At 53.1% G+C, this 13,733-nt stretch carries 13 protein-coding genes; 7 read left to right on the top strand and 6 right to left on the bottom strand.

The features are described from left to right. Positions 1-16 precede the first annotated feature (16 nt). A complete protein-coding gene (locus E5161_RS08330) occupies positions 17-2,413 on the bottom strand; it encodes a 3-hydroxyacyl-CoA dehydrogenase/enoyl-CoA hydratase family protein (RefSeq protein ID WP_136777253.1) in 2,397 nt (798 codons plus the stop codon). Beyond that, entirely contained in the window at positions 2,413-4,599 is a 2,187-nt protein-coding gene (locus E5161_RS08335) for a heterodisulfide reductase-related iron-sulfur binding cluster (protein WP_136777254.1), read from the bottom strand. The genes E5161_RS08330 and E5161_RS08335 overlap by 1 nt, the downstream gene beginning before the upstream one ends. A 166-nt stretch (positions 4,600-4,765) precedes the next feature. Between E5161_RS08335 and E5161_RS08340 the strand changes: the two genes are divergently transcribed. From E5161_RS08340 to E5161_RS08350, 3 genes are read left to right on the top strand one after another with little or no spacing between them, the layout of a single operon-like run. Then, a complete protein-coding gene (locus tag E5161_RS08340) occupies positions 4,766-5,347 on the top strand; it encodes a fatty acid metabolism transcriptional regulator FadR (RefSeq protein ID WP_136777255.1) in 582 nt (193 codons plus the stop codon). 22 nt (positions 5,348-5,369) lie between these two features. Then, complete coding sequence (locus E5161_RS08345) at positions 5,370-6,137, top strand: electron transfer flavoprotein subunit beta/FixA family protein (protein ID WP_136777256.1); 768 nt, start codon at positions 5,370-5,372, stop codon at positions 6,135-6,137. Positions 6,138-6,157: 20 nt separating this feature from the next. Beyond that, positions 6,158-7,132 carry an electron transfer flavoprotein subunit alpha/FixB family protein gene (locus E5161_RS08350; RefSeq protein WP_136777257.1) on the top strand — a complete coding sequence of 325 codons (975 nt, stop codon included), beginning with the start codon at positions 6,158-6,160 and terminating at the stop codon, positions 7,130-7,132. A 61-nt stretch (positions 7,133-7,193) separates the two neighbouring features. Here the strand turns inward: E5161_RS08350 and E5161_RS08355 are convergent, their stop codons facing one another. Then, the gene (locus tag E5161_RS08355) at positions 7,194-7,511 is read right to left on the bottom strand and encodes a winged helix-turn-helix transcriptional regulator (protein ID WP_136777258.1); all 318 of its coding nucleotides are present in this window, start codon (positions 7,509-7,511) and stop codon (positions 7,194-7,196) included. A 199-nt stretch (positions 7,512-7,710) separates the two neighbouring features. On the opposite strand from E5161_RS08355, the gene E5161_RS08360 reads away from it, so the two are divergent. The 4 genes from E5161_RS08360 to E5161_RS08375 are packed head-to-tail and all read left to right on the top strand — an operon-like array spanning position 7,711 to position 10,682. After that, positions 7,711-8,118 carry a DoxX family protein gene (locus E5161_RS08360; RefSeq protein ID WP_136777259.1) on the top strand — a complete coding sequence of 136 codons (408 nt, stop codon included), beginning with the start codon at positions 7,711-7,713 and terminating at the stop codon, positions 8,116-8,118. Between the two features lie 14 nt (positions 8,119-8,132). Further along, positions 8,133-8,981: a VOC family protein gene (locus E5161_RS08365; protein ID WP_136777260.1), complete on the top strand. Its 849-nt coding sequence runs from the start codon at positions 8,133-8,135 to the stop codon at positions 8,979-8,981. Between the two features lie 33 nt (positions 8,982-9,014). After that, positions 9,015-10,067 (top strand): LLM class flavin-dependent oxidoreductase, encoded by a 1,053-nt coding sequence (locus E5161_RS08370; RefSeq protein ID WP_136777261.1) that lies wholly within the window; start codon positions 9,015-9,017, stop codon positions 10,065-10,067. Between the two features lie 21 nt (positions 10,068-10,088). Further along, positions 10,089-10,682 carry an NADPH-dependent FMN reductase gene (locus E5161_RS08375; RefSeq protein WP_136777262.1) on the top strand — a complete coding sequence of 198 codons (594 nt, stop codon included), beginning with the start codon at positions 10,089-10,091 and terminating at the stop codon, positions 10,680-10,682. A gap of 55 nt (positions 10,683-10,737) precedes the next feature. Here E5161_RS08375 and E5161_RS08380 read toward each other — a convergent pair whose 3' ends face one another. Genes E5161_RS08380 through E5161_RS08390 form a run of 3 tightly spaced genes read right to left on the bottom strand, consistent with a single transcriptional unit; the run spans position 10,738 to position 13,720 of the window. Beyond that, complete coding sequence (locus E5161_RS08380) at positions 10,738-11,235, bottom strand: DUF1854 domain-containing protein (RefSeq protein ID WP_136777263.1); 498 nt, start codon at positions 11,233-11,235, stop codon at positions 10,738-10,740. Next, positions 11,235-13,427, bottom strand: a complete 2,193-nt coding sequence (locus E5161_RS08385) for an ABC transporter transmembrane domain-containing protein (protein ID WP_136777264.1) — start codon at positions 13,425-13,427, stop codon at positions 11,235-11,237. Before E5161_RS08385 ends, E5161_RS08380 begins: the two co-directional genes overlap by 1 nt. Positions 13,428-13,453: 26 nt before the next feature. Next, positions 13,454-13,720, bottom strand: a complete 267-nt coding sequence (locus tag E5161_RS08390) for a CD3324 family protein (RefSeq protein ID WP_136777265.1) — start codon at positions 13,718-13,720, stop codon at positions 13,454-13,456. Between the last annotated feature and the right edge of the window lie 13 nt (positions 13,721-13,733).

Raw genomic sequence — 13,733 nt, forward strand, 5'->3', positions numbered from 1 at the left:
CACCCTCCCCGGGATGTTAGTTGCGAAGCGCTTTGCCTTTGGTCAGCATGTGCTGCATGCGCTGCTGCGTTCGCGGCTCTCCGGTCAAGCTGAGGAAAGCCTCCCGCTCCAAGTCGAGCATGTATTGCTCGGTCACCAACGAACCGGCCGGCACATCGCCGCCCGCCAGCACGTGCGCCAGCTTCTTGGCGATGAGCAGGTCATGGTCGCTGATATATCCGCTTTCCTTCATCGCGATGGCGCCAAGCTGCAGGACCGCTTTGCCTTCGGATCCGACGACGCGGATTTTCTCTTCGCGGATCGGCTCGTAACCGGCCTGCGCCATCCGCAGCACCGCTTGCTTCGCTTCGTAAATCAAGTGATCCTGGTTGGCGAGCACGCGATCCGTCGGCCGCAAATAGCCCAAGCGCTTGGCATCGTGTCCGCTCGTCGACACCTTCGCCATGCCGATCGTTTCGAACACTTGATTGATGAACGGCTGCAAATCCGCATCCGGATGGCGCACGTGCTGGCTGACCCGCAGCGCCATCTCCTTACAGCCGCCGCCCGCCGGAATCAGACCGACTCCGACTTCGACCAGACCGTAGTAGGTTTCGGCAGATGCAATCACTTGATCGGCCGGCATGCACGCTTCCACGCCGCCTCCGAGCGTCATGCGGTGCGGAGCCGCCACAACGGGCTTCTCGAGCCGCTTCAACTTGTACATCGTATTCTGGAACATCCGGATAATCGCATCCACTTCGTCCCATTCTTCGTCCTGCGCTTCCATCAGCAGCAGCATCAGGTTCGCGCCGACGCAGAAGTTGCGGCCCTGGTTGGCGACGACCATGCCCTCGAAGTTCGTGCGAACTTCATCCACGCTTTGCTGAATCATCGTCAGGATGTCGGCCCCGATCGCATTGTTCGGCGAATGGAATTCCAGACAGACCACGCCGTCGCCGAGATCGATCAGGCTTGCGCCGCTGTTCGATTTCACGACGCGGTTCTGTTCCTTCAGCGTACGCAGCGAAATCACTTCCGGGCGCTCTTCGACTTGTTTGTATTGACCGCCATGCACGTAGAACAAGCTGCCGTTATCTTTGCGGTAGAACGAGGTGTTCCCTTGCGATATCCAATCCTTCACCCAAGCGGGAACGGACAAGCCTTCTTTCTCCATCTTCTCCACGGACTTGACCAAGCCGATGGCGTCCCATGTCTCGAACGGGCCCATCTCCCAGTTGAAGCCCCACTTCATGGCCTCGTCGATCTCCTGGATCGAATCGGCGATTTCGCCCACTTTCTCTGCGGAATACACGAGCACCTGTTTCATAATATTCCAGGCCAGATCCGAGTAGCGGTCCCCGCCGGTGATGAGCGCCTTCGTTTTCTCCCGGGCGCCTTTGGCCAGCTTCGCAGCTTCGAGCGAGCCGGATGATGCCTTCTTCTGCGGCTGGTATTCCATGGTCTGAAGATTTAGAGAGTGGATTTCGCTGCCGTTCGAACCTTTCCGCTTCAAATAGAAGCCTTGTCCGGACTTCTCTCCCAGCCAGCCTTTGGCCACCATGCTCTTCAGCACTTCCGGCGACTCGAACGCTTTCTTCTCTGCCGCGTCCGCCACGTTGGCATATACGTTATCCGCGACATGCACGAACGTGTCCAGCCCGACAAGATCGAGCGTGCGGAAGGTGGCGCTTTTCGGCCGTCCCATGGCGGGACCGGTCACGGCGTCCACTTCCTCCACCGTGTAACCTTTGTCCAGCATCTCTTGCAGCGTGATCAACAAGCCATAAGTACCGATCCGGTTTGCGATAAAGTTCGGCGTATCCTTCGCCAGCACGACGCCTTTGCCGAGTACGGTTTCGCAGAAGGTTTTCATCCGGCCGACCAGGTCACGATCCGTACGTTCGCCGGGAATGATTTCAAGAAGCTTCATATAACGCGGAGGATTGAAAAAATGCGTGCCCATAAAATGTTTCCGGAACTCGTCGCTGCAGTCCGCCGACATCGCGTTGATCGAGATGCCCGACGTGTTGGAGGAGACCACCGTACCGGGCTTCCAGTGCTGTTCGACTTTGCGCAGCAGTTCCTTTTTGACCTGCAAATTCTCGACGACCACTTCGATAACCCAATCCACATCCGCAATTTGCGCCAAATGATCTTCCAGGTTGCCCGGGGTGATGCGTGCTGCGAACGAGTCGTCGTACAGCGGAGCCGGCTTCGTCTTGGTCAGCTTGGCAATGGCGCTTGCAGCCAAACGGTTGCGCACCGCCGGGTGTTCCAGCGACAAGCCTTTGGCCGTTTCTTCGTCCGTCAGCTGCTTCGGCACCATGTCGAGCAACAGACAAGGAATACCGACATTGGCCAGATGGGCGGCGATGCCGGAGCCCATAACGCCCGAGCCGATTACGGCCGCTTTGCGAATCGGTTTGTTCATTAGGTCGTGACCTCCAGTTCAATTCGATTATCGGAGCGGAGCGGGCGGTCGCCGAATACGGACTGCTCCAAAATCTCCGCGATATCCCTTGCCTTGACGCTTTCCTCGACTTCCTTCATCTTCGTGCCGTCCTCCACCATGGTGAGGCAATAAGGACAAGCGCTGCTGATAACGGTCGGATTGACGGCCAGCGCTTGCTCGGTGCGGGCCAGGTTCACCCGCTTGCCGGACTTCTCTTCCATCCACATCATGCCGCCGCCGGCTCCGCAGCACATTCCGTTCTCGCGGGAGCGCTCCATTTCCGCCAGCTCCACACCCGGGATCGCCCGGAGCACGTTGCGGGGTTCGTCGTACACATTGTTGTAGCGGCCGAGGTAGCAGGAATCATGGTAGGTGATGCGCTCCTTCACCTCGTGCTTCGGGTTCAGCTTGCCTTCCTTGATCAGGCGGTCGAGCAGCTGGGTGTGATGGTAAACCTCCACCCCTTCGAGTCCGAATTCCGGATACTCGTTTTTGAACGTGTTGAACGTATGAGGACATGCGGTCACAATTTTGCGAACGCCGTATCTTTGGAACGTCGCGATATTCTCCATGGCAAGCTGCTGGAACAGCATTTCATTGCCCATACGGCGCGGCGTGTCGCCCGAGTTCTTCTCCTCGTTGCCGAGAATGGCGAAGCTGACGCCCGATTCGTTCAACAGCCGAGCGAACGCACGAGAGATTTTGCGGCTGCGCAAATCGTAAGAGCCCATCGAGCCGACGAAGAACAAGTACTCGAAATCCGGGTTCTCTTTCACCGTTGGCACTTGCACGCCTTCAACTTCTCCCGTCCACTTGGCCCGGTCGTTGCGGTTCAAGCCCCACGGATTGCTCTGACGCTCGATGTTTTGCAGCGCGCGCTGGCCTTCATGCGGCATGCTTCCCTGCATAAGAACCAGATGACGCCGGAGATCGACGATTTTGTCCACATGCTCGTTGCCTACCGGACATTGGTCTTCGCAGTTGCGACAAGTCGTGCACGCCCAAATTTCGTCTTCCGTCATCACATCGCCGATCAGTTCCAGCTCCTCGGGCTTCTTCCGCTGCTCCACCCATGTATGCTTCTGCCAAGCCAGTGTCGGGCGAATGTCCGTGATGCCGTCCAGGTTCCACTCCACTTCATGAGCGGACGACGTATCGAACGCGTGAGCGCTGCTGCCGCCGGCGAATACGAATTCCGGCACCCACGGAGTCTTGCCCGTTACCGCCGCGCCTTTCTCCTGCAGATGATCACGCAGTTTGGTGATCAGATGCATCGGCGACAGCACTTTGCCTGTATTGGAAGCCGGGCACACGTTCGTGCATCGGCCGCATTCCACACAGGCGTAGAAGTCCATCATCTGTTTCTGCGTAAAATCCTCAATCTTCCCGACCCCGAACGATTCCGCCTCTTCATTTTCAAGATCCAGCTTTCTCAGGCGGCCCACCGGCTCCTTGCGGCGGAACCAGATGTTGACCGGAGCCGTGATGATATGGAAATGCTTCGACTGCGGTACGTACACGAGGAACGACAGCAAAATGAGCAAGTGCGCCCACCAAAAGACCATGAACAGCGCGTGCGCCGCATTCGTGGAAACGCCTTGGAAAACCGCCGCGATCCCCGACGAGATCGGAGCGTACCCGGACGATTCCAGCCCGAGCCAGACGCGTTCCATTCCGAGCGACAAGAGCACGGACAGCATCAAGAAGAAAATCAAATAGAGGACAATGCTCGGCTTCCAGCCCTTCTTGAGCCGCGCCAGCTTCTCCCCATACCTTCTGTATCCGGCGTACGCTATGGCCGCAAGAATCAGGAACACCGTAATCTCTTGAAGCAGCCCAAACACTTCATACCCCGGAACCGGAAGATGGTGCCGCCCGCCGGTCAATCCTTTGATGATGAGATCCAATGCGCCGAACTGGAGGATGATGAATCCGTAAAAAACGACGATGTGCATCATGCCGCTTTTCGGATCCTTGAGCAGCTTCTTTTGCCCGAACACTTGCGAGAGGAACTCGGCCCATCTGCCCTTGCCCATCTCCTTGAAGTCCGACGGCTGCCCGAGCTTTACATAGAGCCAGCGATGGTAAACCGTCTTATAAAACAAATACAGGCCGTACCCGGTCACCGCCAAGAACAACAAAAGATTCACCGTCTGCCCGACCATCGTCCCACCCTTCCTTTCTCTCCTGCGAAAGTAAGCGGTTGCAAAGTCTTTTCATAAAAATCTTATTGGGAAAACATTGACTTCAAGCACCGTTTCCCAGTAAGATGGAGAAAAATGAATGAGTATTCATTCAGTTACCATGAATTTTATCACTTGAGGTGACACCATGGCAAGTAGGAAGCAGGAAAAATATGTACAGATTTTGGATGCCGCGCAGAAGGTCATCGCCGAAAACGGTTTTCACGGTTCCCAGGTTTCCAAAATCGCCAAGGAGGCGGGGGTTGCCGACGGTACCATTTATCTTTATTTCAAAAACAAAGAAGATATCCTGATTTCGCTGTTCCAGGACCGGCTCGGCGATCTGGTCGACATGTTCAACCAAAGCATTCGCGAGACGAATTCGGCCGACGAGGCGCTGCACAAAGTGTGCGAGATCCATTACACGCAGCTGGAGCAAAACGTCGATCTCGCCTATGTGACGCAGATCGAGTTAAGACAAAGCTCGCTGGAACTCCGCAAAGCGATCGGATTGGCGGTGAAGCCCTACATCGAGCTGATCGAGCATATTTTGGAGCAAGGGGTCAAGGAAGGCACGTTCCGGGCCGACCTCGACATCAAGCTCACCCGGCTGCTGTTGTTCGGCGCGATGGATGAAGTGGTCACCTCGTGGCTCATCTCGGGGCGCAAGTATTCCCTATCGGCGCAAGTCGACAAAACCGTCGAGTTTTTCTTGAAAGGCTTGAAATAATCCAGGGAGAGGAGCTTGCCGCATGAATATTTATGTCATTTTGAAGCAAACGTTCGACACCGAGGAGAAAATCGTCCTGAAAAATGGAGAAGTGTCCGACGATGGCGTGAAGTTCGTGATCAATCCGTACGACGAGTACGCGGTGGAGGAAGCGATCCGGCAGAAGGAGCAACACGGGGGCAATATCGTCGCGGTATCTGTCGGGCCCGAACGCGCCGCGGAAGCGCTGCGTACTGCGCTGGCGATGGGAGCCGACGAGGCCGTGCTTATTTCGGACGACCGAATCGGGCATGACGAATTTAGCGTCTCTCAAGTATTAGCCGCTTTTATGAGCAAGCAATCATACGATCTCGTCCTCGGAGGCAACTTCTCGATCGACAACGGAAGCGGACAAGTCGCTGTACGTCTTGCGCAATTGCTGGGCGTTCCGCATACTTCCTCCATTACAAAGTTGGATGTGAACGGTGGTCAAGCGGTCGTACAGCGGGACGCCGAAGGGGATACGGAAACTTTGGAGGTCTCTCTCCCTGCTCTGTTTACCGCCCAGCAAGGGCTTAACGATCCGCGCTACCCGTCGCTGCCGGGCATCATGAAGGCGAAGAAGAAACCGTTTCAGCAGTTGGGACTTGACGAGATCGGCGTTGCGGCGGCAGACATCGCGCCTCGGACCAGGCGGGATTCTCTCTCGCTTCCTCCTGAGCGCAAAGCGGGCAAAATTCTGAAGGGCGATCTGAGTTCGCAGACTGCCGAGCTCGTGAACCTGCTGCGTACCGAAGCGAAGGTCATCTAATCCACGGGGAGGAATATCGGATGGGCAAATCATATGTAGTGGTGGCGGAAGTCCGCGGAGGCAAGCTGCGGCATGTCACATTGGAAGCCGTTCAAGCCGTCTCTTCGGTGAAGGATGACGGGGATACGGTGTCGGCGGTTCTGCTCGGTCATCAAGTTGCTTCTCTGTCCGATGAGCTGGCGCAGTACGTGAGCGGCCAGGTCGTCGTGGTGGATGATGCGGCGCTCGAAACGTACAATTCGGAAACGTACTTCGCGGCGTTGAAAGAGGTGTTAGGTTCACTGCAGCCGCATGCGGTGTTCTTCGGACATACGGCGGCCGGCCGTGATCTGGCGCCGATGGCGGCGGCTTTCTTGAAGGCCGGACAAATTTCCGACGTCATCGGCGTCGAGAAATCCGGCACCGGCGTATTGTACAATCGCCCTCTCTATGCGGGCAAAGTATTCGAGAAGAAGAGCTTTGTGGAAGGCCCGCAAGTCGTAACGGTGCGGCCGAACAACTTCGCCGCCGCACTGCCCGCCGGCTCCTCCGCCGAGATCGTGAAGAAAGACTTCACGGCTCCGGGCACGCTGCGCTCGGTCGTCAAAGACGTGGTGCGCAAAACGTCCGGCAAGGTCGACCTGACGGAAGCCAAAATCGTCGTCTCCGGCGGCCGCGGCGTCAAGAGCGCCGACGGATTCAAGCCGCTGGAGCAGCTGGCGGAAGTATTGAACGCTGCGGTCGGCGCTTCCCGCGGCGCTTGCGACGCCGGCTACTGCGACTATGCGATGCAAATCGGGCAAACGGGCAAAGTGGTGACGCCGGAAATCTACATCGCCTGCGGCATCAGCGGCGCCATCCAGCATCTCGCCGGCATGAGCCAGTCGCGCATCATCATCGCAGTCAACAAAGATCCGGAAGCACCGATTTTCAAAGTTGCAGACTACGGCATCGTGGGAGACCTGTTCGAAGTCGTGCCTCTGCTGACGGAAGAGCTTAAGAAAGCTTTGGCCTGATCGAAATAAAGATTGCTTTGGGCAAAAAAAAGGGCAGTTGGCTGACAGCCGGCTGCTCTTTTTATTGCGATTCTGCCTCTAGCCAGCTTTGGGACCAATTTTCAATATCCCTCAAAACGGGTTCGAAAGCTAATCCTTTATCGGTTAAGGAATATTCAATCCGAACAGGAGTTTCCGGATAAATTTCCCGTTTTACAATTCCTTCATTCTCCAAATCCTTTAGCCTCTCCGAAAGAACCTTGCCGCTTACTCCGATCGCAGCTTCAATATTACAAAACCGTTGAGGACCGGATAACAACTGATAAATAATCAGCCCAATCCATCTTTGGCTTATTAAACTCATGGCTTTATCAAACCTCGGACAAATCGATTTATCCAATTAGAATCACTCCTTCCTTTTTCTATTATACCACCTTCGAAAAGTAATACCATTACTTTTTACAATATACATACTTGACGTAATTCAATTTCATTTATAAAATAACTTACATAAAGTAACTAACTGAAAAATTGAATCTCGTCATTCGATGATTCGGTTAGACAACAAGAATTCATCATAAAGAAGGAGTGCTTAGCAAATGGTAAGAAAAGAAGCTGTCGGATTGACATTATTGAGGGTGTTTTTAGGTCTCACTTTCTTCATACACGGGTTTTCCAAATTCCAAGGCGGAATTGCGAATACCGTGGACTTTTTTGACAGTTTAGGTATATTTGGCTTTGCCGCTTACCTTGTCGCTTTGATTGAACTATTTGGCGGCATCGCGATGGTATTAGGGCTTGGAACAAGAGTTTTCGCCGGTTTATTCGCGATTATTATGGCTGTTGCAACGCTTAAGGTAAAACTTGCTGTCGGGTTCCTTGGCAATGGACAAATGGCTGGTTATGAGCTTGAGTTGGCTTTATTCGTAATTTCCATCTATCTTGCCTTGAAGAACAAATCTTACTGGGCATTAGAAAATGTGCTTTTTCGCTCAAATATTTCTTAAAAAGGGGAATTTTCATGAATTTTCATCGTGAACCCAACACTTATGTCGGGCAAGTGAACCTTAAGGTTCAAAACTTAGAACGTTCTTTGAAGTTTTATCAAGAAGTTATCGGCTTTAAGGTCCTGGAACAAACAGAAAAGTCAGCTAACCTTACGGCAGATGGAAAAACGGTTCTGTTATCCATCGAACAACCGGATCATGTTGTACCCATGCAGGGAAGAACGACGGGGCTGTACCATTTCGCCATTCTCCTTCCGACTCGTTCCGATTTGGCTCAGATTGTCGTTCATCTTGCTAATATGGGGCTGCGGTTGGGTTCTTCCGACCATTTGGTCAGCGAAGCTCTTTACTTGTCCGATCCGGATGGAAATGGAATTGAAATTTATAGGGACCGAGATCCTTCGGAATGGAAATGGAAGAATGGCGACGTGCAAATGGCGGTTGACCCCCTGGATTTCAGGGATCTTCTTTCGGGGGTGAACCAGCAGACATGGAATGGGCTGCCGGCTGATACCGTGATGGGGCATATCCATTTGCATGTTTCGGAATTAACCAAGACAGAAAATTTTTATATCAAGGGGCTTGGCTTCGAAGTTGTGAACCGATTTGGGCCTCAGGCGCTTTTCATTTCGACTGGAAAATACCATCACCACATTGGATTGAATACGTGGAACGGTGTAGGGGCACCCCAACCGTCGGAAAACAGTGTCGGTCTTAAATCGTTTACCTTAATTTATCCCAATGGTCCGGCAAGAGATCGCGCTGTAGCCAATTTGCAAAGTATGGGTGCATCCGTCACAGAAGAAAATGGTGCATTTATGACAAGTGATCCATCCGGTAATCGAATCCTCTTGCTGGTTTAACCGGAGGGTCGTTATGGAGCGGGGGTACGACTTATGAATTCTGGAATAGAAATTGGTCTTTACACGCTTGCAGATCTAGGACCTGATCCTCATACCGGACAAACGATAAGTGCAAAGCAAAGGGTTAAAGAAATCGTTGAAGCCGCAAAACTTGCGGATGAAGCTGGACTGGATGTTTTTGGAGTTGGCGAACATCATCGGTTAGACTACGCCGTGTCAGCTCCTCCGGTTATTTTGGCGGCAATTGCCCAGGTCACCGAGCGAATCAAGCTGACAAGTACAACAACCGTGCTCAGTACAGTCGATCCCGTTCGATTGTTCGAAGACTTTGCCACGTTGGATTTGATCTCGGAAGGACGTGCGGAAATTATCGCCGGACGAGGGGCATTCGTGGAATCTTTTCCTCTTTTCGGTTATGACTTAAACGATTATGACGCTTTATTTTCTGAACATCTGAATTTATTTTTAAAACTTAACCAAAATAAAAAAATCACATGGGACGGTCACTTTCGACCATCACTAAGAAATGCTGAAATTGCGCCCCGGCCTGTGCAAAGAGAGATACCCATTTGGGTCGGTGTGGGGGGAACATTAGAGAGCGCAGCGCGCGCTGGAAGTTTAGGTGTGGGCATGGCAATCGCGATGCTCGGCGGTGATCCGCTGCGGTTTATGCCTTTGGTTGAAGCATACAGACAATCGGGCCTAAAAGCTGGTCATAAGCCTGAAAACTTGAAAGTAGGCGTGACAGGTCATGGCTACATTGCAAAGACTACACAGCAAGCAAAGGACGAATTTTATCCCTACTATTCAAATTATTGGTCTTATGTGAACCGTCAACGCGGGATGTCGAGTTATAAAATAACACGCGCTGATTTTGAACATATGACAGATCCGGGTACAGCCTTATTCGTAGGCAGCCCGCAGCAGATCGTGGAGAAGATCCTTCATCAACACGAAATTTTTGGTCATAAGCGCTTTATTGCTCAGATCGATATCGGCGGATTGCCCTTTCGTAAGGTAGCTGAAGGAATTGAATTGTTAGCGGCCGAGGTCGCTCCTATTGTTCGGAAAGAAACAAGTAAATAAATTGTACAGGTGGTGCGCGACATGGGATTTTTGGACAAACTATTCGGCAATACATCCAAGGAGGATACAACAATGGAAAAGCTAAACATTGGCATTATTTTAGGAAGCACTCGCGAAGGACGTGTGAGCCCGCAGGTTGGAGAGTGGGTTAAGGGAATCGCTGACAAACGCGGGGATGCAAATTATGAAATTGTAGATATTGCGGATTATCAATTGCCATTCTTGGGAACAACCGATGGGACTGAGCCGGGTATTGCGGCTTGGAATCAAAAACTTGCCAACTTGGATGGGTTTGTGTTCATCGTTCAAGAGTATAACCACAGTATTACGGGAGCATTGAAGAATGCTTTGGATTTCGCGCGAGAAGTATGGAACAACAAGGCAGCAGGAATCGTAAGCTACGGTTCAACAGGCGGTGCTCGTGCGGCGGAACATTTGCGCGGCATTATGGGTGAATTAATGATTGCGGACGTTCGTGTACACCCGACTTTGTCCTTATTTACAGACTTTGAAAATGGTACAGTGTTCAAACCGCAGGAATTACATCTAAATAACGTGAACGCAATGTTCGATCAAGTGATCGCGTGGAGCGGCGCATTAAAAACATTGAGATAAGAAAACTAACACCGACCTTTCTATTCAGAAAAGTCGGTGTTTTAAATATCAAAGCTTATATCACGTCCGTAAGCTGCATTCTGCTGTGATTGTCGAGCGCTTTCCAATCCGGTATTTCGCACCTGCGGCCGTTCATATCCGTTAAAATGATGCGTCCTCCGCCCGGAAACTGCATATGCTCGTGAAGGTTGCGCATGGCGAGGCGAGTCGGTCCGAGAGTCGTTTGCAATTCCCACAGCCACAGGTCGTTTTTCTGCTTGACGCTGTCCACCCGCGTCACCCGTGGCAGGAAATAGCGGAACTGCAGCTCTCTTTCGATTTCGCTTGCGCTTTCCGTATCCAACTGCGAGATGTCCCGGATGATCCCGATCTCCTCGTTCTTCGGATTGCGGATGGAGATGAACCGGTTAGGATATAGAAACGGGAACGTCCGGAAGACGACCAGCTCCTCAAACGTTTTCCCGTCGATAACACCTTGGAACACCCCGCCCGGTCCCCGGCTGAAGAATAGGCTGTCGGGCTCGATAATCCGGATATCGTAAGGATCGTTCATCAACCTTCCACCCCCCGGATCTTGGACAGTTCGGTTTGTGCGTCGACCAGCTTACGATAATAGCCGCCTTCAAGGTCCAGCAGCTCTTCGTGCGTTCCGACCTCCACGATTTTCCCCTTATCCAGTACGACGAGCCGGTCCGCATTGCGGAGCGTGGAGAGCCTGTGGGCAATCGCGAAAGTGGTACGACCTTTCACGAGCCGCGAAATTGCCTCTTGAATTTGGCGTTCCGTTTCCGTATCCACGGAAGCGGTCGCTTCATCCAAAATTAAGATACGGGGATCGTGGATAATGGCCCTCGCAATGGCGACCCGCTGTTTCTCTCCGCCGGACAGCCGGTGTCCCCGTTCTCCGACCCGGGTATCGTAGCCGTCCGGCAGCTGCACGATGAAATCATGCGCATTGGCGATTTTGGCCGCCCGCATGATTTCCTCCGGCGTGGCGTCCGGCTTGGAATAGGCGATATTTTCGGCGATCGTGCCGTCAAACAAAAAGGTTTCCTGCAGCACCACGCCGATTTGCTTGCGAAGGTCGGTTTGGCTAATGCCGCGCAGGTCCGTTCCGTCGATCGTAATTCGGCCCTCATCCGTATCGTAAAAGCGGCAAATCAAATTGATGAACGTGGACTTACCCGCTCCGGAATGCCCGACCAACCCGATCATTTCACCGGCCTGAACTTGCAGGTTAATGCCTTTTAGCACGGGATGATGTTTTTCATAGCCGTAAGTCACGTTGTCGAACACAACGTGACCCTGGATCACCCCGATTGGCGCCGGGTCGATCGCTTCGGGCACATCGGATGGGGTATCCATAATTTCAAATACCCGGTCCGCCGCCGAAATCGCGTGACTCGCCCAGTTGATCATTTGGCTGACCCATTGAAGCGGCCCGAACAGCATCGTCAGGTAGGCGATCAAGGCCATCAGCGTACCGAGCTGCAGCTGATTCCCGATCACCTGGGAGCCGCCGTTATACCAAATGAGCAGCGTCCCGATCCCGGCAATGAACGCGAACAGTGGGAACATGAGCTGCCACAAACCCTCAATACGGATATTGTGGCGCACCAGCTCACGGTTGGCATCGGAATAACGGGATATTTCCGTCTTCTCTTGGCCGAAAGCTTTCACCACACGAATCCCCTGCAGCGAATCGCCGACCAGCACATTTAAGCGGAAAATGGATCTCCATTGCTGGTACCACCGCCGGCCGATTTTCGGCCATATTTTCAGGGAAGTGAGCACCATCACGGGCATCGGAAGAAGCGCGAATAAGGTCAGCTTCCAATCGAGTCCGAACATGATGGCGAATATAGCGACGATCCGAAGCGACTCGCCGGCCACCCAGATGATTCCGTCCGTCATGAATTGCCGCATCGCCTCGGAATCGCTGTTCACCCGTCCGATGAACTGGGAAGTCTGTCTGCGGTCGAAAAACGCGAGAGAAAGCCGCATCAGCGATTTATAGATGTCATCCCGCAAATCCCCCATCAGCTTGGAGCCGACCCAAACTCCGATCAAGCCGCGGACCGTTTGCATCGCAGCCATGAGGAGCATTGTGGCGCCGAGTCCGAGTACAACCCAGAGCAGCGCGGAACCTGCGGTTTTCGGCTGCAGCACGTCATCGATCATGACTTTCGTCAAAAATGGCGGAACGAGCTCCACCACGGTTGTACAAAGCAGCAACACCGCGGCGAGTATCATTCGGCTCTTGTATGGTTTGGCATACCGCAGCATGCGCGCCATGACTTTACCTTTGCTTTTGCAGATCGCGCATACTTGCGTGCCTTCCATCAGAGGATTGCCGCAGGTCGGGCAGTAACGCGGAACCTCTTTTTCCGATAGCGCCGGTCGTTCTTCATTTTTGGACATGGCGGTCAACAGTTTGGCCGCATAGCCGAACACGGAAGATAAAGCTGCCGTATATCTGGCAATCACGACCGGCCCGTTCAGCGTGTCCGCCACAAGCGTGCCGCCTCCGACTCCTCCTGCCGCCCGCGCTTCCTTCCATTCTCCGGCGGCAATGTTCAAACAGGAAGAACCGTCAGCACGCCAAGTGGAGACTTCCCGCTCCGTCACCGTGACCCATAACTCTCCAAAATGCCCATCCAGCTGCAAATCCGTTTTCGTGCTGAAAATCGGTTCCCCGGACAGCTTCGATCGAATCGCTTCCGGGAGATTCGTCTGAATCGACATGTTCTCCTCCATCTGAGCTCGGCATTTCAGCGGGTTTTCACGATGATTTTGCGGATGCTTTCGCCGGACAAATGATATTTGCGTTCCAATTCCGAGATGCTCCATCCATCTTTATAGAACCGGTAGATCTCTTGATTGCGTTCAGCCAGCAGCTTCCGGGTTCCGCTGACTTCTCCCCAACTGGCGCGTTTTTCGCTCGGTTTAGGGATGTAGACCAGTTCGCCCGGCATATATTTTTGAAGCTCTTTTAACAAACTAGGGGGAAGCACATCTCTCCCGTTTTTGTAGATCACGCTTAACGTCCTC

This window comes from Cohnella pontilimi, from assembly GCF_005049045.1.
Classification (GTDB): domain Bacteria; phylum Bacillota; class Bacilli; order Paenibacillales; family Paenibacillaceae; genus Cohnella; species Cohnella pontilimi.